Origin of the sequence: Flavobacterium sp. IB48 (assembly GCF_016405855.1) — a bacterium.
Lineage (GTDB): Bacteria > Bacteroidota > Bacteroidia > Flavobacteriales > Flavobacteriaceae > Flavobacterium > Flavobacterium ginsengisoli.
The window spans coordinates 77,433-97,505 of sequence record NZ_JAEFCA010000010.1; the positions used below are offsets into that span (position 1 = coordinate 77,433).

Genomic DNA, 20,073 nt, shown 5'->3' on the forward strand with positions numbered 1-20,073 from the left:
TTTTTATTGAAAAGATACTATTTCTCTATTTCTCTCATAGAATCCATTTTCTTGTGTGCTAAGAAACCAGCTACATCCTCAAAATGCTCTTTAACCCTTTTATTCCCGAATTCGAAAACTTTAGTAGCTAATCCGTCAAGGAAATCACGGTCGTGAGAAACTAAGATTAAAGTTCCATCAAAATCACGTAAAGCATCTTTAATAATGTCTTTGGTTTTCATATCCAAGTGATTTGAAGGCTCATCCAGAATCAACAAGTTTACTGGCTCCAACAATAATTTAATCATTGCCAAACGCGTTTTTTCACCTCCAGAAAGCACTTTTACTTTCTTTGTAATATCATCTCCTTGAAACATGAAAGCGCCTAAAATATTTTTGATCTGCGTTCTAATATCTCCAACCGCAATACTATCAATTGTTTCAAAAATTGTAGCATTTTCATCTAATAATGCCGCTTGATTTTGAGCAAAATATCCGATTTGCGCATTATGACCGATTTCAACACTTCCAGAATCAACGCCAATTTCTTTCATGATTGCTTTAATCATTGTCGATTTACCTTCACCATTTTTTCCAACAAAAGCCACTTTTTGTCCGCGTTCGATTACGATGTTTGCATCTTTAAAAACTACGTGATCTCCGTAAGCTTTAGACATTTCTTTTACAATAACAGGATATTGACCAGAACGTGCCGCTGGCGGGAATTTTAAACGCAATGCAGATGTATCAACTTCATCAACCTCTACTATTTCAAGTTTCTCAAGCATTTTGACACGAGACTGAACTGCATCTGTTTTAGAAAATGTTCCTCTGAAACGCTCAATAAAAGCACGATTTTCAGCAATCATTTTCTGTTGTTCATCATACGCTTTCTGCTGATGTATACGGCGGTCTTTTCTTAATTCTAAATAATGAGTATATTTCGCTTTGTAATCGTAAATTCTTCCCATCGTAACTTCGATAGTTCGGTTTGTAATATTATCTACAAACGCTCTATCGTGCGAGATTACCACAACAGCTTTTGCTTGAGTCAATAAGAAATCTTCTAACCATTGAATACTTTCAATATCCATGTGGTTAGTAGGCTCATCTAGCAAAATCAAATCTGGTTTTCTCAACAAAATCTTAGCCAACTCAATACGCATTCTCCATCCTCCTGAAAATTCTGAAGTTTGACGTGCGAAATCTTCACGCTCAAAACCTAAACCAATTAGAATTTTCTCAACTTCAGCTTCGTAATTCACTTCTTCAATAGCATAAAATTTCTCGCTTAAGTCAGAAACTCTTTCGATTAATTTCATGTATTCATCACTTTCATAATCAGTACGAACTGTCAATTGCTCATTGATTTCATCTATCTCTGCTTTCATTGTAAAAATCTCACTGAACGCTTTAGATGCTTCTTCCATCACTGTTGCGCCATCTTCAGTAAGCAAATGCTGTGGCAAGTAAGCAATTACAGCTTCTTTTGGAGCCGAAATGCTTCCTGTTGAAGGTTTATTTACACCAGCAATTATCTTTAAAAGTGTAGATTTTCCCGCACCATTTTTACCCATAAGGGCAATTTTATCATTTTCATTTATAGCAAAAGAAACATCGCTAAAAAGTGTAGTTCCGCCAAACTGAACCGAAATATCGTTAACTGTAATCATTTGTCTTTGTTAATTTGTTTAATCGGTTAATCGTTTAGTAGACTACCCATTTTTTTCGTGCTGCAAAGATAGATTTAATTAGATAATGTGCCAATTTGATAATTAGATAATTTTGAAAATGTGCCAATTAGATAATCTGACCTCTTAAATAATACCTAAATCGCAGCAAACGAAACCCAAATGGTTTTCTCATATTTCAATTTTTTAATCTTACCTTGTACTATAATTTTAAAAATCAGCAAAATATGAAAACGAAATTAAAACTGACTATTTACTTAATTGCAGGATTAATATTTGGACTTTCTGCAAATGCACAAAAAACCGTAATCAAAAAAGAAGCTTTACCAGCAAATGCTCAAGCTTTTTTAAAGACGCATTTTGGCTCAAAAAAACCGAGCTACATATTAGAAGACAAAGAAATTCTTTCTACAGAATACAAAGTTAAATTTGGAGATGAAATAGAAATTGAATTCGATAAAAAAGGAAACTGGAAAGAAGTTGACGGCAATAGCTCTAAAATTCCAAAATCTATTGTTCCTAAAAAAATTGCTTCTTACATCAAATCAAACTTTCCTAAGGAAAAAGTAACCAAATTAGAAATTGGAAGTTCTGGTTATGAAGCTAAACTTACTAACGGCTTAGAATTAAAGTTCAACCTGAAAGAAGATTTTATTAAGATTGACAAATAATTTTTAGCCACAGATTATAGGATTCCACAGATTTTTTGATCTTTTTAATTTTAATCTGTGGCTGAAAAAAATAAACCCGACAAGTCTCTAAAACCTGTCGGGTTACAAAAATTATCTCATTGTCAAATTGACCAATTATCTAATTAGTCTTTTCTCCATTTTTTAGTTTCTTCAAAAATATGTTCCATAATTGCAGCTTCTGTTGCATCAAACTCTATATTTCTTCGACTCATTACCAACCTTGCAGTTTCAAAAGCTTTTTTAGTCACATAAGTTGTAAATCCTGCCGCGCCACCCCAAGAAAAACTTGGAACAAAATTGCGAGGGAATCCGCTTCCGAAAATATTAGCGCTTACACCAACAACAGTTCCTGTATTAAACATGGTGTTGATTCCGCATTTACTATGATCTCCCATCATTAAACCACAAAACTGAAGCCCTGTTTTAGCAAAACCTTCTGTTTCGTAGCTCCATAATTTTACTTCTTCATAGTTGTTTTTTAGGTTCGAGTTGTTAGAATCTGCACCGATATTGCACCATTCTCCTAAAACAGAATCACCTAAAAACCCTTCGTGTCCTTTGTTAGAATTAGCAAAAAGAACTGAGTTTTTAACCTCGCCGCCTATTCTAGATCCTGGCCCAACAGTTGTTGCCCCATAAACCTTAGCCGACATTTTTACCATAGCGTTTTCGCATAAAGCAAATGGCCCGCGAATTACAGTTCCTTCCATAATTTCAGCATTTTTACCTATATATATAGGACCCGTTGAAGCATTTAAAGTTACGAACTCTAATTTTGCTCCTTCTTCGATAAAAATATTTTCTGGCGCTATTACATTTACACTTTTAGGAATTGGCTGCGAAGTGCGATCTTCAGTCAAGCACTTAAAATCCTGACGGATTGCGGCATCATTTTTAGAGAAAATATCCCAAGTATGTTCGATTGTTATACAATCTTCGTTGTATTGAATAATTTCATAAGAATCAAAATCGACTTCTTCCTGATTTTCGCTTGCAAAAAATGCAATTACATCTTCGCCTTTAAAGATTGCTTGGTTTTCTGTTAAATTAGAAACCATCTCTGCAAGAGTATCATTTGGCAAATACGCTGCATTGATCATTACGTTTTCTTCTAATTCGACCATTGGAAATTTCTCCGATAAATATTCCTCTGTTATGGTAGTGATTGTCGAACCTAGGTATTTTTCCCATTTCTGGCGAATCGTCATAATTCCGACTAAAATATCAGCTACAGGTCTAGTAAAAGTAAAAGGTAATAAAGCATTCCGAACGGGACCGTCGAAAAGAATGTAGTTCATAAATAATTGAGTGTTTGTTAAAATTTGATTTGGTTACCTGGCTTCAAAGTTACAAATATTTTACTGTTTTAATTCAAAACCATATTAACGGAAAGTAATATTTAACGCATAAAAAAAGCCTTCCAGAGTTTGGAAGGCTTTTGTATAATGCAAAACAGCTATTATTTTTTAGCGTGTTTAGCGTATTTAGTTTTGAATTTATCAATACGTCCTGCAGTATCGATAAGTTTAGATTTACCAGTATAAAATGGGTGAGATGTTCTAGAAATCTCCATTTTTACAACTGGATACTCAACTCCGTCAACTTCAATTGTTTCTCTTGTATCTGCAGTAGATTTAGTGATAAAAACCTCATCGTTAGACATGTCTTTAAATGCAACTAATCTGTAATTTTCTGGGTGAATTCCTTTTTTCATCTTTTCTTTTATTTATTGTTTTAGAGCATTTTCATTTTGAAGCTTTTTCATGGCTAGAAAAAGGTGTAAACAAATACTACTCTTTTTTGTTTAAAAATTTAATTATTTTTGAGTGTGCAAATTTACAATTCTTTTTTAATAAACAAACAGTTAGCTTACTTTTTTTTAGTTTATTTCGAAAAGCTTTTTTTATATTCGATTATAGTGGGAATTACTATATTTGTGGATTAATTAAACATAAGTTTATGGATGTAAAAGTATCTCCTGCAAAGTCAGGCACGCCTTATGGTCTTTTGTTCGGTGTTATTATGATTTTAGAATTTGTTATCATGTACGTTATAGGCATGAAATCGCTAGTAAATACAAGCGTAGGAACAATTGTAAACATTGCAAATTATCTGATTTTGCCACTATTGTTTATATATTTAGGTTGCACAAATTACAAAAAAAATATAAACAATGGATTTATATCCTTCTCTGAATCTTTAAAAACCGGCGTTTCTATTACGGTTATTGCTGGCTTAACATATGCCGTCTTTAGTGTTATTTTTAATTTCATTTTTCCTGATTTTATAAATGAAATGATGGATATCACCAAAGAACAAATGATTAAACAAAATCCAAATATAACATCAAAAGAACTTGAAATGGGACTTGGGATGGTTAAAAAATTTATGAATCCATTTATTGTTTTTCCAGTAACACTTGTTATGTATGCATTAATTGGATTAATATATTCCTTAATAATTGGAGGAATAGTAAAAAATGAAAAACCTTAAGTCCATAATAAAATATAAATGAATTTATCTATACTTATACCGCTTCTAAACGAGGAGGAATCACTTAAAGAACTCTATACATGGATCATTAAAGTGATGCAATCTAACAATTACTCTTATGAAATCATTTTTGTAGATGATGGTAGTACAGATAATTCTTGGCAAATTATTGAAGGTTTCTCTAACGAAAATCCAAATGTAAAAGGAATTCGTTTCATGAAAAACTTTGGAAAATCTCAAGCTTTACATGCTGGTTTTGCAAAAGCAAAGGGCGATGTCATTATTACTATGGATGCCGACTTGCAAGACAGTCCAGATGAAATTCCTGAATTGTATGAAATGATTACAAATCAAAAATACGATTTGGTTTCTGGATGGAAAAAGAAACGTTACGACTCTGTTGTAGCAAAAAATCTTCCGTCAAAATTATTTAACTGGGCCGCTAGAAAAACTTCTGGCGTTGAGTTAAACGATTTTAACTGCGGATTGAAAGCCTACAAAAATGTCGTAGTGAAAAACATTGAAGTTTCTGGCGAAATGCACCGCTATATTCCTGTCTTAGCTAAAAATGCAGGATTTGGAAAAATTGGCGAAAAAGTGGTAATTCACCAAGCTAGAAAATATGGTGAAACTAAATTCGGAATGGAGCGTTTTATAAACGGTTTCCTAGATTTAATTACAATTTGGTTCTTATCAAGATTCGGAAAAAGACCTATGCACTTATTTGGCGCTATGGGCTCTTTAATGTTTATCATCGGATTTTTATCTGCTGGATACATTGGGGTTTCTAAACTATACCATATGTATACTGGAATGAAATACACTTTGGTTACCAATAATCCATGGTTTTACATTGCTTTAACCACAATGATTCTTGGTACTCAATTATTTTTAGCAGGCTTCTTAGGCGAAATTATTCTAAGAACTAAAAACAATGAAGCTCGTTATAAAGTAGCTCGAGAGGTTAATTTCTAAAAATATTTTAATCATCTTTAAAACCTTTTAACTATACAAAAACAAAATTTACAATGAACATAGCACCAAACATATTAAACGCTGTAAACGAATGGCTGACTCCAACCTTTGACCAGGAAACGCAAGCTGCCGTTAAAGAATTAATGACAACTTCGCCAAAAGAACTTGAAGAGAGTTTTTACAAAAACTTAGAATTTGGAACTGGAGGAATGCGCGGTGTAATGGGTATTGGAAACAATCGAATCAATAAATATACGCTTGGAAAAAATACTCAGGGAATATCTGATTACATGCATAAGGTTTTTCCAAACGAGCCTTTAAAAGTAGTTATTGCTTACGATTGTCGCCACAACAGCAACACTTTGGCAAAAGTGGTTGCTGATGTTTTCTCTGCAAATGGTATTCAGGTTTATTTGTTTTCTGATTTAAGACCAACTCCAGAATTATCTTTTGCTCTTAAATATTTAAAATGTCAGTGCGGAATTGTTTTAACAGCTTCTCATAATCCACCAGAATACAATGGTTACAAAGTATACTGGCAAGATGGCGGACAGATTGTTCCTCCACAAGACAAAGAAATTGTTAATGTAATTGAAAACTTAAGTTATGACAAAATCAAATTTAGCCCAAACGAAGATTTGATTCAGTACATTGACACCGAAATAGACAAAGCTTTTATAAAATCGTCTATCGAAAATGCAAGTTTTAACACTCCAGCTGAAGCTAAAGACAATCTTCAAATTGTTTTTACTTCATTGCACGGAACTTCTATAAAATCAGTTCCAGATACTTTATCACAAGCAGGATATAAAAATGTTCACATTGTTCCTGAACAAGCTATTCCAGATGGGAATTTCCCAACTGTAAAATCTCCAAATCCAGAAGAACCAGAAGCTTTAACAATGGCTCTAGCCTTGGCAGACAAAACAAATTCTGATATTGTAGTTGGAACAGATCCTGATTGCGACCGTTTAGGAGTTGCTGTTCGTAACAATGACGGCAAAATGATTTTGTTGAACGGAAACCAAACTATGGTTTTAATGACTTCTTTCTTATTGAAACAATGGAAAAAAGCAGGTAAACTAAACGGAAAACAATTCATTGGTTCAACAATAGTTTCTACTCCAATGATTATGGAATTGGCGACAAGTTACGGTGTTGAGTGCAAAGTTGGGTTAACTGGTTTTAAGTGGATCGCTAAAATGATTAAAGATTTTCCTGAACTTGAGTTTATTGGAGGTGGTGAAGAAAGTTTCGGATTTATGGTTGGAGATGCCGTGAGAGATAAAGATGCTGTTGCGGCTACTTTATTAATTTGCGAAGTTGCGGCTCAAGCTAAAGCTGCTGGAAGCTCTGTTTATAAAGAACTTTTACAGCTTTATGTAGAAAATGGCTTCTACAAAGAGCACTTAGTTTCATTGACTAAAAAAGGAATGGAAGGTTTACAAGAAATCAACCAAATGATGATTGATTTACGTGAAAATCCTTTAAAAGAAATAAACGGACAAAGAGTTATCATGGTTGAGGATTACCAATCTTCTATTGCATTAAATTTATTGGATGGATCTGAATCAACAATGGATATTCCTAAATCAAACGTATTGATTTATTACACAGAAGATGGATCTAAAATTTGCGCTAGACCTAGTGGAACTGAACCTAAAATTAAATTCTATATCAGCGTAAATGCTGAAATCGAATCGGTTTTAGATTTTGATGAAGCAGAGAAATTCTTAGACAGCAAAATACAAAATATCATTGCAGACATGCAGTTAAATTAAATCTGCTTTTCTCAATTGTACAATTTTGCACCTAACATGCAAGATTAACAAGTTAGATATCTTTGAACTCTGATTTACAATCTCTAAAGTAAATCAGAGTTTCTTTTATAAAAAAAAACTAAAAAGAAATTGAAAACACCTCAATTGGATTAATTTTGTGCAATAAAATTTGCTTGCTCAAAATAACTTTAATCTAGAAATGAGTTATCGCATTAAAAGAAAACAATATCAAAAAAAATAAATGAGTAATTTCAAAAAAATAATTCCTTTTATATATCCGTATAAAAAATACGCATTCTTAAATATCTTTTTTAATATTTTGTATGCGCTTTTCAGCACACTTTCGTTTGTCGCTTTAATACCTATGCTTCAGGTATTATTCGAAAAAGGAAAAAAAGTTGAAATAGAACCAATTTATCAAGGTATTTTTAAAATAAAAGATTATGCCGAAGACTATTTGGCCTATTACATTACCACGGCACAAAAAAACCACGAACCTGGTTATGTTTTATCGGTAATGGTAGCCATTATTATTTCGATCTTTTTGCTTAAAAACTTAGCCGATTATTTGGCAATGTTTTTTATTAATTTCCTTCGAAATGGTGTTTTAAAAGACATGCGAAATGCATTGTACAAAAAAACTTTGGAGCTTCCTTTGGCATTTTATTCTGAAAAAAGAAAAGGAGATGTAATTTCTAGGATTTCAGCTGACGTAAACGAGGTTCAAAATTCTTTCTTAGCCATCTTAGAGCTTATCGTAAAAGAGCCTTTAACGATTATTTTTACAATCACCACTATGCTTATCATTAGTGCTAAACTAACCTTATTTGTATTCATTTTCATTCCTGTTTCTGGATATATTATTTCGTTGATTGGAAAACAGCTTAAAAAGCAATCTACTAAAGCGCAAGAAGAACAAGGAAGATTTCTTTCTACAATCGAAGAAACAATTGGAGGATTAAAAGTTGTAAAAGGCTATAATTCTGAAAACTATTTTAATAAAGTTTTCCAAAATTCGACAGAGCGTTTTTTCACTTTATCAAACAGCATCGGAAACCGCCAGAACTTAGCTTCGCCTGCAAGTGAATTTATGGGAATTACTGTAATTGCCATTTTACTTTGGTATGGAGGTCAAATGGTTTTGATTGATAAAACATTACAAGGCGCAGCATTTATTGCCTACATGGGATTAGCTTATAATATTCTAACTCCTGCAAAAGCAATTTCTAAAGCTTCTTACGGAGTAAAAAGAGGAAACGCCGCTGCAGAACGTGTTCTTGAAATATTAGAACAGGAAAACACCATCGTTTCTAAAGAAAATGCAATTGAAAAAACAACTTTTGATAATAATATAAGTGTTCAAAATGTAAACTTTAAATATGAAGAAGAAACCGTTTTAAAAGACTTTTCTCTTCAAATTAAAAAAGGACAAACTGTTGCTTTGGTTGGACAATCCGGAAGCGGAAAAAGTACAATCGCTAATTTATTGACACGTTTTTATGATGTTAATGACGGTTCTATTTCTATTGACGGAATTAACATTAAAGACATGGATTTGCAATCGCTTCGCAGTTTGATGGGATTAGTTACGCAAGACAGCATTTTATTTAATGATACTATTAAAGCAAATATTTCTTTAGGAAAGCTAGATGCTAGTGATGACGAAATTATCGAAGCGCTTAAGATTGCAAATGCTTATGAATTTGTAAAAGATCTTCCGCAAGGAATTTATACTAACATTGGAGATAGCGGAAACAAGCTTTCTGGAGGACAAAAACAACGTTTATCTATAGCTCGTGCCGTATTGAAAAATCCACCGATTATGATTTTGGATGAAGCAACATCAGCATTAGACACAGAAAGCGAAAAATTTGTTCAGGTCGCACTAGAAAACATGATGCAAAACAGAACTTCGATCGTAATCGCACACCGTCTTTCGACCATTCAAAAAGCAGATGTAATTGTAGTAATGCAAAAAGGAAAAATCGTTGAACAAGGAACCCACGAAGAGCTAATTGCACACAACGGAACTTACAATAAATTGGTAACAATGCAATCTTTCGAATCGTAAGAAATCATTAAATCCAAATTAATACACACAGATTAAGGAAATATTAAAACTCAATTTTAATTTCTTTAATCTGTGTTTATTTTTATAACTTTAGGTTAGTTAAAGATTGAAATCATTTAATCTAGAGAAAATGTATCTTAACAACCCCAACATAAAACTTCCCGATGATCCCGATACTATTGTTTGGAAATATCTGGACTTATCTAAATTTCTTGATTTATTACTCTCTAAGAAGCTTTTTATGTCGCGTTCAGACAAGTTTGAAGACCAATACGAAGGCACTTTTAGCGAACCAACTTATGAAGAGATAAAAAAACTTGCCGCAGACAATCCGGAGTTTTTAAATTACTACAAAACGCATCGTGAAAAAGTAGCCATTAGCAGTTGGCATATTAACGAATACGAATCGTTTGCTATGTGGCAGATTTTCACCAAAAACAATGAAGGTTTAGCCATTCAGTCTACTATCAAAAGACTACAGAAAGCTGTAAAACCGGAGAATAATTTTGATCAATATATTGGCGAAGTAAACTATATTGATTACAAAAAAGAATACATTCCGTTTGACGATCTATTCTTTCCTTTTTTATTCAAAAGAAAAAGTTTTCAGTACGAAAGAGAAGTCCGAATTCTAAGTGACACTTCAAAAAGTGACATCAAGTTAAACGACGGATTAAAAATCAACGTCGACATTAATCAATTGATCGAAAAAATATACATTCATCCAAAATCTGAAAACTGGTACAAAAAACTGGTAATAGAATTAGTTGAACGTCTAGGATTTGGTTTTGAAATCGAAAAATCTGATCTGGAAAGTGATATATTGATTTGAAGTTGCTAAGGTTCTGAGATGCTAAGATTCTAAGTTTTTTTTCTTGCCACGGATTAAAAGGATTAGAAAGATTTTTTCCCGTTTCTGATTTGATTATGTTCCGTAGGAACATTTCATTGGTAGAAAATTATATAGTTACAGTTATTTTACGTTCCGTAGGAACGTTTGATTTAGATATTTTTTTAACAATGCAAAGCATCAAACGTTCCTACGGAACGTAAATTGGTTGAACGTCATTTTTTTTCTACCGACCAGACATTCCTACGGAATGATGACCTGATGCATAAAAATGAAAAACGCTGTTTTAATTAATAAAAGTAATTTAAAAAGAGAGGCTGTATCAACTTATTGAAACAGCCTCTCTTTTTAATAAAAATCTTTTTAATCCTTTTAATCTGTGGCAAAACCTTAGATCCTTAGCATCTTAGAAACTCAGAATCTTAGATAGGCTTATAACTCTTCACTTCCCATTTTTTAGAAGCTAAATCTATATAATTATAATGCAAAACATCATTTTTATCAAACTGACCATTTTGGTTGGTATCTTCAATTGTTCTAAAATACAGACGGTTTTTAGATTCAATTAAACTCCAATCTACCAATTCCTCTAATTCTGCTGAAACTTTTGTGAAATTTTCTCCACTTATATCGCTTAAATATAAAGTTTTAATATCGCTGGTATCTATTTTACCATCTTTGTTTGTATCCGAATCTGTTAGTGTATAAACCATAACATTATTATGCGTTTTATCTGCAACAGTCTTTAAATAAGTAGCCGTTAAAATTAAAACTGGTTTATCAGATAAAGGTCGGATAGAATCTGAATCTACTTTTTGAAATTTTAAATTCTGAAGAAATCCTGTAATTTCATATTCTCCTAAATTAGAAATTGTAAAACTTACATCGTTTACACTAGAAGAACCAAATCTTGCTTTAGAGCCTCTTTCGTAAACTCTTAAATCTCCAACGGGGTGAATCAAATAATTAGTACCTTCCATTTGAATAGGAAGATCTGCAATTTCAATTTGTGTTGAGTCTGTTTTTACTGCGCCTGTGCTTACTTTATTAGAAGCACCATAAGTTACTTTTGGTTTTTGAACTTCTTCTCGGCAACTTATAACCGTCCCGACAAGTATAAGGGCAATATATTTAAAATACTTTTTCATCTACAATGATTATATACGATTATCAAATATACTATTTTTGATTGTATTTTTGAGTTTTATTGAATTTTATAACCAACATCGAAGCAGTTTATAACCTCGCATTTAATTTAACGTTAAAAACTCTCGAAGTCATATAATTTGGAATCGCATATTGATTTTTTGAATAGACATCACGAACCCAAGTATTTGTAATTGCGTTTTGATTGTTGAAAAGATTAAAAATTTCTAGCCCTAGAGACAACTCTTTAAACTTTTTCAGCCAGCCTGTTTTTGTATTTTGCGTACTTGCATCTACAAAAACCTTTGCAAAACCAATATCAGCTCTTCTATAATCATTCAGTCTATTTTGATATAAATATGGATCTGAATACGCTGGCGCTCCTCCTGGCAATCCTGTATTGTAGACCAAGTTCAAATACACTTTTACACTTGGAATATTCGGCATATAATCCTGAAACAGCATTGCAAATTTCAATCGCTGATCTGTCGGACGAGCAATATAGCCTCTATTTTCGTAATTCTCTTCGGTTTTCATGTATCCAAAACTTATCCAAGATTCGGTTCCTGGTACAAATTCGCCATTTAATCTAAAATCAAGACCTTGTGCATAGGCTTTTGCATTGTTATTGGCAACATATCGAATTCGAACATTGTCTATCGAATAAACGTTGACATCTGAAAGCGATTTATAATATAGCTCTGTCACCCATTTAAAAGGACGATTCCACATTTTAAAGTTATAATCGTTACTTAAAACAATATGAATAGCTTCTTGAGCTTTTACATTTGGGTTCACAACTCCGTCCAAATCTCTCAATTCTCGATAAAATGGAGGCTGATGATATAATCCTCCGGAAATTCTAAAAACCATATCGCGATCCCAATCTGGTTTTATTGCAAATTGTGCACGCGGACTTACGACAAATTGTGTTTTTCCTTCTTCTACCGCTCCCGCAACATTCCATCCTTGAAAACGCGCTCCTAAATGATACCAGATTTGGCTTGAACCAATTTCTGATTGTTTGTTCCATTGTGCGTAACCCGAAAATCTATTTATAGTATTAAAATTTGTAGCGCGAATATTTTGATAAGGTAAAAGCGGACCTGTATAAGGCGTGTAAGGTTCATTATTTTTAGGAATAACTACCAAAGGCGGATTAATAGAAAATCCCGCAGAATCAATTACTTCCCACTCTACTACTCGATCTCTAATAGATTCTCTGGTATATTTTAAACCAAACTCTAATTGGCTTTCTTTCCAGTCTTTAATTCCTTTAAGCTCAATGTTTGCAATTAAAGCATCTAAATCGTTTCGAGCATGATTTAACTGAGAACCGATTCCACGTGTAAAATCAATTGCCGAAGCGTCTTCTGAACTCTCAGCGTTTACATTTCCTAAACGATATTGAGCCAAAATATCAAAATGTTCTTTTTCTGTGGTATGAAATAAGGAACCGATTAATTTTAAAGTAAGTGTAGGCGACGCTTTATAAGTAGTTTTTAGAGCTCCGAAATAAGTATCGTACTGATCTTTTTCCTGTCCTTCATAATAAACCGAAAGCGCCATTGGCTGATCTATTGTTCCAAAATTAGTTTGGCGCACCAAAGGCTCATACGAATATTTATTCTGAGAAATATTCCCTAAAAAGCTCATCTGCCATTTTTCAGAAATATCATAATTGATATTAGTCTGAATATCGGCAAAAGTTGGCTTGTAATTTGTCTGTGTATCTTGGCTATTTACTAAAAGACTGTTATTTCTATAACGGACTCCAGTTACGGCAGACCATTTTTTATTTTTTGAAACCAAATCGACTGCAGCACTTCCTCCTAAAAAACTTGCTTCAAAAGCAGCTCCAAATTGAGTTGGTTTGCGATACGTAATATCCAAAACCGAAGACAATTTATCACCAAATTTAGCCTGAAATCCACCAGCAGAAAATTCAACATTCTGAACTAAATCTGTATTGGTAAAACTTAGTCCTTCCTGCTGTCCCGAACGAATTAAAAACGGACGATACACTTCTACTTCATTTACATAAACTAAGTTTTCATCATAATTCCCGCCTCGCACCATATATTGCGTGCTTAATTCGTTATTTGAATTAACGCCCGGAAGTGTTTTTAGAATGTTTTCGATTCCGGCATTTGCACCTGGAATTTTCTTAATGGTTTCAGTATCTACTGATGTAATCCCTTGAACTCTTTTTCTATTTCCAGAAGAAACAAAAACTTCACCCATTTGTTCCTCAGAATTATTCATAATCGGATTAAAAACAAAAACTTCGTTTGTTTTCAAACTAACAGTCAAACTCATCATTTTTAAAGAAACGTGAGTAAATATCAAAGAAACCTTTTTGTTTGACGGAATTACAATTTCGTAAAAGCCATTCGAATCAGACTGAACAAAAGCATCTTGTGAAGAAACATTAACCCCAGAAACAGGATGTTTTTCTGCATCTAAAATCAGCCCCTTAATATGAGCGTTTTGAGCCAATGCAATACAGCTGATAAATAAAAAAAGAAAAGCGAATGTAAACCTATTTTGACTCAAAGATTTTGGGTTTTATTTTTTTTGACTTCTAAAAAAACGTGTTTCAAAGATAGCAGTATTTCCTACATTATCAACTACCTCAATTTTTAAAACGTTTTCTCCTTCTGCCAAATATTGATCATCAAAAGTATGAGTTATTCTTCTTGCTTTATTTTCGTATTCAAACAAAACCCAACTTCCGTTTAAATAGCCGTTATAAGATTTTATTCCAGACAATGCATCGTTAATTGTAAAATCAATTTTATTTTGATCGCTGATCCACTTTCCTTCAATAGGTTTTGCAATTTTTATGACAGGCGCAATTGTATCCAAAACCAAGCCGTATGTCCCTAATATTTTTGCTTTAGCAGTAAAAACATCTCCTTTTCTAATTGTTCCGTTATAGCTTGTTCCCTTACCAATATAAAGTTTATCTCTTAAAGATTCTGGATAAGTGTCGTCTTTTATAGTAATCGTAAAATTGGAATGCACAGGAACTGTATCGTCATGAATGAAAATTTTATTATTCCTAACATCAAAATTCATATTGAAATCATCGTAAAATGTCCCTGCAGGAAAGAAAACCGACATATTATCTTTTTCGAAATTAGTATCTCTATTATACTTAATGAAATATTTTCCGTTAACTGATTCAGCCTCTACAAGCGGTGTCGCAGCATCAAACTCGATTGGAACAGTAATCGAATTCATATTTCCAAAATAGTCCGAAACCTCAATTTTATAATTTGAAGCCAGATTAGGCTCTGCTTTTACAATACCTCGAAGAGAATCTGTTTTGATAATACTCAAAGCAAAAGGCGTTTTCATAAAAAGTTTCTGCACACGCTGTCCTGATTTTTTATATCGAGGATAATCGATCAGAGCGTTTACATAACGCATTTCATCAAAAGAATAGGTATTAAACTGATAATTATAATTCTGATTTCCGTTTAAAAAAGTCGAAACATTAAAAACTCCATTTTTATTATGCGAAACATCATCAGTGTCCACCGCATTGATTCCGAAACCAATTTTTCCGTTAGCTTTTACTTTAGAAGCCAAATAAGTTCCGTCTTTTTGAAGCGTCATATTAACCAACAAAGGCTGTTTCGAAAGATTTACCGTTGCGTTATCTAGCGGATAAACATACAAACTTGACAAAGTAGGTTTTTTGGTATCTTTTATATTTTGGTCAAAGCCAAAGAAAATTGGATTGATAACAAACTCCGTTTTAGTGTCTCTTATTTCAAAATGAAGATGCGGACCTTCAGACGATCCAGTATTTCCAGAAAGACCTATTATTTCTCCCTTTTTCACAGGAAGCTCGTCAGGTTTTGGAAACATTTCGATTTCATACGCTTTTTCTTTGTAGTGCGTTTTTTTTACATAATCTAAAATTGGCCCAACTGGAGTTTGCAAATGCCCGTAAACAGAAGTATAACCATTTGCATGTGTAATATAAATACATTTTCCGTTTCCGAAAGTCGAAATTTTGATTCTCGAAACATATCCATCCGCAATTGCGTGCACGCTTAATCCTTCTCTTTGATTGGTTTTTAAATCAAAACCAGCATGAAAGTGATTTGGTCTTAATTCTCCAAAATTACCAGAAAGTTGCATTGGAATATCTAGCGGAGGGCGAAAATAGTCTTTAGGATACTGCGTTTGAGCAAATATAGAATTACAAATCAAAAGGGTAAGTACAGCGAATCTCATAAGCAACATTTTTGCTAAGATAAATAAAAATAAGCCAATAAAAGCAGGAAAAGATTTACAATTTCACAATTAATTGAATTACATATATTTATCTATTTTAATGTAAAAAAATCGATAAAAAATTGCATTAATAAAAAGGAATATTAACTTTGTATGATTAAGTAATGAATAGGATGTATAATGAGTGTAATTGCAGAAATAATTGATACTCTTGAATATAAAGTTGAAAAGCTTTTTGAGAAATCAAAAGGCTTGGAGCAAAACAATCAAGTATTACGATTAGAATTAGCCAAAGCTGCGCAAATTATCCAGAAACAATCTGAGGAAATGGAAGCTTTGAAGAAGCAAAATGAAACACTTAAGATAGCCAATTCGTTGCTTGGCAGCGACAATAATAAGAGAGAGACAAAGCTTAAAATAAATTCATTAATTCGCGAAATTGATTACTGTATAGCACAACTATCAGATTAATAACATGGACGGAAAGCTTAGAATTAAAATATCAATTGCCGACCGCGTTTACCCACTTACGGTTGAACCCGCTCAAGAAGAAGGACTTAGAAGTGCTTCTAAAAAAATTGATGCCATGATCAAGCAATTCGAAGAAAATTACGCGGTTCGTGACAAACAAGATGTTCTAGCAATGTGTGCATTACAATTTGCATCGCAAGTAGAACAAAAACAGATTGACAATACAATCGATGGAGAAGAGACTATCGAAAGAATTAAAAGATTAAATACGCTTTTAGATCAATATCTCGAAAAATAAACGTTCTTTACAGAAACTAAGATACTGCCTACATTAGTTCACAATTGGTAAACTCAACACTAACAATTTAGAATGAGCAAATCGTCGCTACTATAGTATGCCCTCCATTTGGCTGGGAAACTTGAACAGTGAGTTAGCTCAAAACTTGTCTTTACGAGTTTATACAAGCAATTAATGTAGGCTTTTTTTATATATAAACCCTAACAAACATGGACATCATAACGATCATTATTGGTATTGTAGGTATTGCAGCAGGATTTGCGATAGCTAAAATTATCGAGAAAAGTAATATTTCAAACCTAATTAAAAACGCTAAAAAAGAAGCAGCTTCTATCTTAAAAGACGCTAATTTGGAGGCCGAAAATATCAAAAAAGATAAAATTCTTCAAGCAAAAGAGCGTTTTATCGAACTTAAATCTGAGCACGAACAAGTTATTTTAGCACGTGATAAAAAAGTTGCTGAAGTAGAAAAACGCGTGCGCGATAAAGAATCTCAAGTTTCTAACGAACTTTCTAAAGCTAAAAAAGTAAACGAAGATTACGAATCTAAAACAGCTGAATACAATAACAAAATTGAAGTTTTAGATAAAAAACAAGCTGAAGTTGACAAACTTCACAAAAGCCAATTACAGCAATTAGAAGTAATTTCTGGTCTTTCTGCTGAAGAAGCAAAAGAGCAATTGGTAGAAGGTTTAAAAGCTGAAGCTAAAACAAAAGCAATGTCTCATATTCAAGAAACTATTGAAGAGGCAAAATTGACTGCACAGCAAGAAGCTAAAAAAATAATCATCAACACTATTCAGAGAGTTGGAACAGAAGAAGCAGTTGAAAATTGCGTTTCTGTTTTCAATATCGAATCTGATGATGTAAAAGGTAGAATTATTGGTCGTGAAGGTCGTAACATTAGAGCTTTGGAAGCTGCAACTGGAGTTGAAATCATTGTAGACGATACACCAGAAGCTATCATTCTTTCTTGTTTTGATCCTGTTCGTAGAGAAATTGCTCGTTTGTCTTTACACAAATTAGTTACTGACGGACGTATTCACCCAGCTCGTATCGAAGAAGTTGTTGCTAAAACAGCAAAACAAATTGATGACGAAATTATTGAAGTTGGAAAACGTACTGTTATCGACTTAGGAATTCATGGTTTACACCCAGAATTAATTAAAGTTGTAGGTAGAATGAAATACCGTTCTTCTTACGGACAAAACTTATTACAGCACTCAAGAGAAGTTTCTAAACTTTGCGGTATCATGGCAGCAGAATTAGGACTAAATGTAAAACTTGCAAAAAGAGCTGGTTTATTACACGATATCGGAAAAGTGCCAGATACAGAAAGTGATTTACCTCACGCACTTTTAGGTATGCAATGGGCAGAGAAATACGGTGAAAAAGAAGAAGTTTGCAACGCCATTGGAGCTCACCACGATGAGATTGAAATGAAATCTTTACTATCTCCAATTATTCAAGTTTGTGATGCTATTTCTGGAGCTAGACCAGGTGCAAGACGCCAAGTTCTAGATTCTTACATTCAGCGTTTGAAAGATCTTGAAGATGTTGCTTACGGATTTAGCGGTGTTAAAAATGCTTACGCTATCCAAGCCGGTAGAGAGCTTCGTGTAATTGTAGAAAGCGAAAAAGTTTCTGATGATAATGCTGCAAACTTATCTTTCGAAATTTCGCAAAAAATTCAAACAGAAATGACTTATCCTGGACAAGTAAAAGTTACAGTTATTAGAGAAACTAGAGCTGTAAATATTGCTAAATAATCTAAGGAATCATAAATAAAACAAAAGGCTGTCAATGACAGCCTTTTGTTTTTTATCTCTATTTCAAGTTTTACATATCATTAAAAATGATTTTAAAGCTGGTCCCCACTCCTACTTCACTTTCTACTTCAACCGTTCCTTTCATGGCTTCAATTTGATTTCTCGTAATATACAATCCTATTCCGCGAGCTTCTTCATGCTTATGAAATGTTTTATACATTCCAAACATTAAATCACCATATACTTTTAAATCGATTCCAAGTCCGTTATCTGTAATTGTAAGCGATTTAAAACCTTCTGGCTCTATAGCAAAATCAAAAGTAATTACTGGATCTCGATCTGGATGTGCATATTTAATTGCATTTGTCGTAAAATTGAGCAAAACGCTTTCCATATACGCCGGATTAAAATTAATCGTGAGGTACTTTGGAACGTTATTCACAATAGTCACTTTTCGCTGCTTATCATAACCTTTAATAGTCGATATCGTCTTTTCGATATACTCGCAAAGTTTTAGCGGAACAACTGCAATATTAATATTACTTTGTGTTTTTACAATTTGAGTAAGATTTGAAATCGTTTCATTCAAATCGTTTGAAACGGTTCTCAAATGTTCCAGCATTTCGGCTACAGTTTGCTTATTCACATCAGCATCTATAAAATCTAAAATTGATTTTATGTTTCCAGCCTGCGTATTTAAATTATGAGAAACAATATGAGAGAAGTTCAGCAAACGACTGTTCTGATCACTATACAATTTCATTGTTTTCACAAGTTCGAGTTCTTTCTCTTTTTGAGCCGAAACATCAGTATGAGTTCCAATTACACGCAAAGGCCTTCCGTTTTCATCACGTTTAATTACTTTTCCTCGATCTAAAATCCACTTATAGTTACCACTAGAAGTCATTACACGATGATAATTTTCGTAAAACGGAATCTTATTATCAAAATGTTCGTGAATATCAGAGTAATATTTGGGAAGATCATCAGGATGTACAATTTTATCCCAACGCTCAGGATCATCAAAAATATCAGTCGATTCTAATTCTAAAATTTTAAGAGACAAAGAAGAGTAAAAGACACTATTTGTAACCATATCCCAATCCCAAATTCCGACTGTAGAAGCATCTAAAGCAAATTGAAAACGCTCTTCAGAAATTCTAAGTTTTTCTTCTTTATCCTTTATTTCGGTAATATCCGAAACATGACCATAGAAAATTACATTTCCATTTATAGAAGATTCCGTTTTAGAGGTAACTTTAAACCATCGAATCCCTTTTTTTGGAAGCACAGCTCTAAACTCAATTTCCCATGGCTTTATTTCTTTCCTAGCTTTGACCAAAGACTGAAAAAAAAGTTCACGATCCTGCGGAAGAATTCGATCGTAGATTACAAACTTTATATCATTATTAAAATCCGCGGCAGAAAGTTCAAATATCTCATCTGCCGATTTACTTACGAGAGGAAAAGTATAATTATTATCGGGATCAATACTAAATTGAAAAAGCAGGTCGGGCATTTCGGCCAACAATTTTTTATAAAAATTATTTACCTCCAAGCAATCGTCATTTCCATACAAATCAAAAACCATATGCTACTTTTTTAT

General features: G+C 33.0%; 16 protein-coding genes. 9 read left to right on the forward strand and 7 right to left on the reverse strand.

Annotated elements, in window-relative coordinates; translation table 11 throughout:
- Nucleotides 1-17 precede the first annotated feature (17 nt).
- Nucleotides 18-1,652, reverse strand: coding sequence for an ABC-F family ATP-binding cassette domain-containing protein (locus JC605_RS21780; RefSeq protein ID WP_198858196.1), 1,635 nt, complete (start codon nucleotides 1,650-1,652; stop codon nucleotides 18-20).
- Between the two features lie 245 nt (nucleotides 1,653-1,897).
- Between JC605_RS21780 and JC605_RS21785 the strand changes: the two genes are divergently transcribed.
- Nucleotides 1,898-2,341, forward strand: a complete 444-nt coding sequence (locus tag JC605_RS21785; RefSeq protein ID WP_198858197.1) for a PepSY-like domain-containing protein — start codon at nucleotides 1,898-1,900, stop codon at nucleotides 2,339-2,341.
- Between the two features lie 143 nt (nucleotides 2,342-2,484).
- Here JC605_RS21785 and JC605_RS21790 read toward each other — a convergent pair whose 3' ends face one another.
- On the reverse strand, nucleotides 2,485-3,660 hold the full coding sequence (locus JC605_RS21790) for a GlmU family protein (RefSeq protein WP_198858198.1): 1,176 nt from the start codon (nucleotides 3,658-3,660) through the stop codon (nucleotides 2,485-2,487).
- Between the two features lie 161 nt (nucleotides 3,661-3,821).
- Nucleotides 3,822-4,076 (reverse strand): type B 50S ribosomal protein L31, encoded by a 255-nt coding sequence (locus tag JC605_RS21795; protein ID WP_111363726.1) that lies wholly within the window; start codon nucleotides 4,074-4,076, stop codon nucleotides 3,822-3,824.
- 245 nt (nucleotides 4,077-4,321) lie between these two features.
- Here JC605_RS21795 and JC605_RS21800 point away from each other — a divergent pair, with 245 nt between their 5' ends.
- The 5 genes from JC605_RS21800 (at nucleotide 4,322) to JC605_RS21820 (ending at nucleotide 10,514) form a co-directional block, all read left to right on the forward strand.
- On the forward strand, nucleotides 4,322-4,855 hold the full coding sequence (locus JC605_RS21800; RefSeq protein ID WP_198858199.1) for a DUF4199 domain-containing protein: 534 nt from the start codon (nucleotides 4,322-4,324) through the stop codon (nucleotides 4,853-4,855).
- Between the two features lie 18 nt (nucleotides 4,856-4,873).
- Nucleotides 4,874-5,830 (forward strand): glycosyltransferase family 2 protein, encoded by a 957-nt coding sequence (locus JC605_RS21805; RefSeq protein WP_198858200.1) that lies wholly within the window; start codon nucleotides 4,874-4,876, stop codon nucleotides 5,828-5,830.
- 53 nt (nucleotides 5,831-5,883) lie between these two features.
- Nucleotides 5,884-7,611: a phospho-sugar mutase gene (locus JC605_RS21810; RefSeq protein ID WP_198858201.1), complete on the forward strand. Its 1,728-nt coding sequence runs from the start codon at nucleotides 5,884-5,886 to the stop codon at nucleotides 7,609-7,611.
- Between the two features lie 241 nt (nucleotides 7,612-7,852).
- The gene (locus JC605_RS21815; protein WP_198858202.1) at nucleotides 7,853-9,682 is read left to right on the forward strand and encodes an ABC transporter ATP-binding protein; all 1,830 of its coding nucleotides are present in this window, start codon (nucleotides 7,853-7,855) and stop codon (nucleotides 9,680-9,682) included.
- Between the two features lie 130 nt (nucleotides 9,683-9,812).
- Nucleotides 9,813-10,514 carry a DUF2971 domain-containing protein gene (locus JC605_RS21820; protein ID WP_111380149.1) on the forward strand — a complete coding sequence of 234 codons (702 nt, stop codon included), beginning with the start codon at nucleotides 9,813-9,815 and terminating at the stop codon, nucleotides 10,512-10,514.
- A gap of 440 nt (nucleotides 10,515-10,954) precedes the next feature.
- Here JC605_RS21820 and JC605_RS21825 read toward each other — a convergent pair whose 3' ends face one another.
- The 3 genes from JC605_RS21825 to JC605_RS21835 all read right to left on the reverse strand — a co-directional run bounded on the left by JC605_RS21825 (nucleotide 10,955) and on the right by JC605_RS21835 (nucleotide 15,929).
- The gene (locus tag JC605_RS21825; protein WP_198858203.1) at nucleotides 10,955-11,680 is read right to left on the reverse strand and encodes a hypothetical protein; all 726 of its coding nucleotides are present in this window, start codon (nucleotides 11,678-11,680) and stop codon (nucleotides 10,955-10,957) included.
- 88 nt (nucleotides 11,681-11,768) lie between these two features.
- Entirely contained in the window at nucleotides 11,769-14,234 is a 2,466-nt protein-coding gene (locus JC605_RS21830) for a TonB-dependent receptor plug domain-containing protein (protein ID WP_198858204.1), read from the reverse strand.
- A 12-nt stretch (nucleotides 14,235-14,246) separates the two neighbouring features.
- Nucleotides 14,247-15,929: a M23 family metallopeptidase gene (locus JC605_RS21835; protein ID WP_198858205.1), complete on the reverse strand. Its 1,683-nt coding sequence runs from the start codon at nucleotides 15,927-15,929 to the stop codon at nucleotides 14,247-14,249.
- Between the two features lie 180 nt (nucleotides 15,930-16,109).
- Between JC605_RS21835 and JC605_RS21840 the strand changes: the two genes are divergently transcribed.
- The 3 genes from JC605_RS21840 to rny all read left to right on the forward strand — a co-directional run bounded on the left by JC605_RS21840 (nucleotide 16,110) and on the right by rny (nucleotide 18,467).
- Nucleotides 16,110-16,400, forward strand: a complete 291-nt coding sequence (locus JC605_RS21840) for a hypothetical protein (protein ID WP_198858206.1) — start codon at nucleotides 16,110-16,112, stop codon at nucleotides 16,398-16,400.
- 4 nt (nucleotides 16,401-16,404) lie between these two features.
- Nucleotides 16,405-16,698, forward strand: a complete 294-nt coding sequence (locus JC605_RS21845) for a cell division protein ZapA (protein ID WP_198858207.1) — start codon at nucleotides 16,405-16,407, stop codon at nucleotides 16,696-16,698.
- A 209-nt stretch (nucleotides 16,699-16,907) separates the two neighbouring features.
- The gene (gene rny / locus JC605_RS21850; protein ID WP_198858208.1) at nucleotides 16,908-18,467 is read left to right on the forward strand and encodes a ribonuclease Y; all 1,560 of its coding nucleotides are present in this window, start codon (nucleotides 16,908-16,910) and stop codon (nucleotides 18,465-18,467) included.
- 70 nt (nucleotides 18,468-18,537) lie between these two features.
- On the opposite strand, the gene JC605_RS21855 is transcribed toward rny, so the two are convergent.
- Nucleotides 18,538-19,986 (reverse strand): PAS domain-containing protein, encoded by a 1,449-nt coding sequence (locus tag JC605_RS21855; RefSeq protein ID WP_233074203.1) that lies wholly within the window; start codon nucleotides 19,984-19,986, stop codon nucleotides 18,538-18,540.
- Between the last annotated feature and the right edge of the window lie 87 nt (nucleotides 19,987-20,073).

What these genes read in the sequence shown, in the direction of transcription:
- JC605_RS21780 (WP_198858196.1), bottom strand. Translation starts at nt 1,652, where the DNA reads ATGATTACAGTTAACGATATTTCGGTTCAGTTTGGCGGAACTACACTT.
- JC605_RS21785 (WP_198858197.1), top strand. Translation starts at nt 1,898, where the DNA reads ATGAAAACGAAATTAAAACTGACTATTTACTTAATTGCAGGATTAATA.
- JC605_RS21790 (WP_198858198.1), bottom strand. Translation starts at nt 3,660, where the DNA reads ATGAACTACATTCTTTTCGACGGTCCCGTTCGGAATGCTTTATTACCT.
- JC605_RS21795 (WP_111363726.1), bottom strand. Translation starts at nt 4,076, where the DNA reads ATGAAAAAAGGAATTCACCCAGAAAATTACAGATTAGTTGCATTTAAA.
- JC605_RS21800 (WP_198858199.1), top strand. Translation starts at nt 4,322, where the DNA reads ATGGATGTAAAAGTATCTCCTGCAAAGTCAGGCACGCCTTATGGTCTT.
- JC605_RS21805 (WP_198858200.1), top strand. Translation starts at nt 4,874, where the DNA reads ATGAATTTATCTATACTTATACCGCTTCTAAACGAGGAGGAATCACTT.
- JC605_RS21810 (WP_198858201.1), top strand. Translation starts at nt 5,884, where the DNA reads ATGAACATAGCACCAAACATATTAAACGCTGTAAACGAATGGCTGACT.
- JC605_RS21815 (WP_198858202.1), top strand. Translation starts at nt 7,853, where the DNA reads ATGAGTAATTTCAAAAAAATAATTCCTTTTATATATCCGTATAAAAAA.
- JC605_RS21820 (WP_111380149.1), top strand. Translation starts at nt 9,813, where the DNA reads ATGTATCTTAACAACCCCAACATAAAACTTCCCGATGATCCCGATACT.
- JC605_RS21825 (WP_198858203.1), bottom strand. Translation starts at nt 11,680, where the DNA reads ATGAAAAAGTATTTTAAATATATTGCCCTTATACTTGTCGGGACGGTT.
- JC605_RS21835 (WP_198858205.1), bottom strand. Translation starts at nt 15,929, where the DNA reads ATGAGATTCGCTGTACTTACCCTTTTGATTTGTAATTCTATATTTGCT.
- JC605_RS21840 (WP_198858206.1), top strand. Translation starts at nt 16,110, where the DNA reads ATGAGTGTAATTGCAGAAATAATTGATACTCTTGAATATAAAGTTGAA.
- JC605_RS21845 (WP_198858207.1), top strand. Translation starts at nt 16,405, where the DNA reads ATGGACGGAAAGCTTAGAATTAAAATATCAATTGCCGACCGCGTTTAC.
- rny (WP_198858208.1), top strand. Translation starts at nt 16,908, where the DNA reads ATGGACATCATAACGATCATTATTGGTATTGTAGGTATTGCAGCAGGA.
- JC605_RS21855 (WP_233074203.1), bottom strand. Translation starts at nt 19,986, where the DNA reads ATGCCCGACCTGCTTTTTCAATTTAGTATTGATCCCGATAATAATTAT.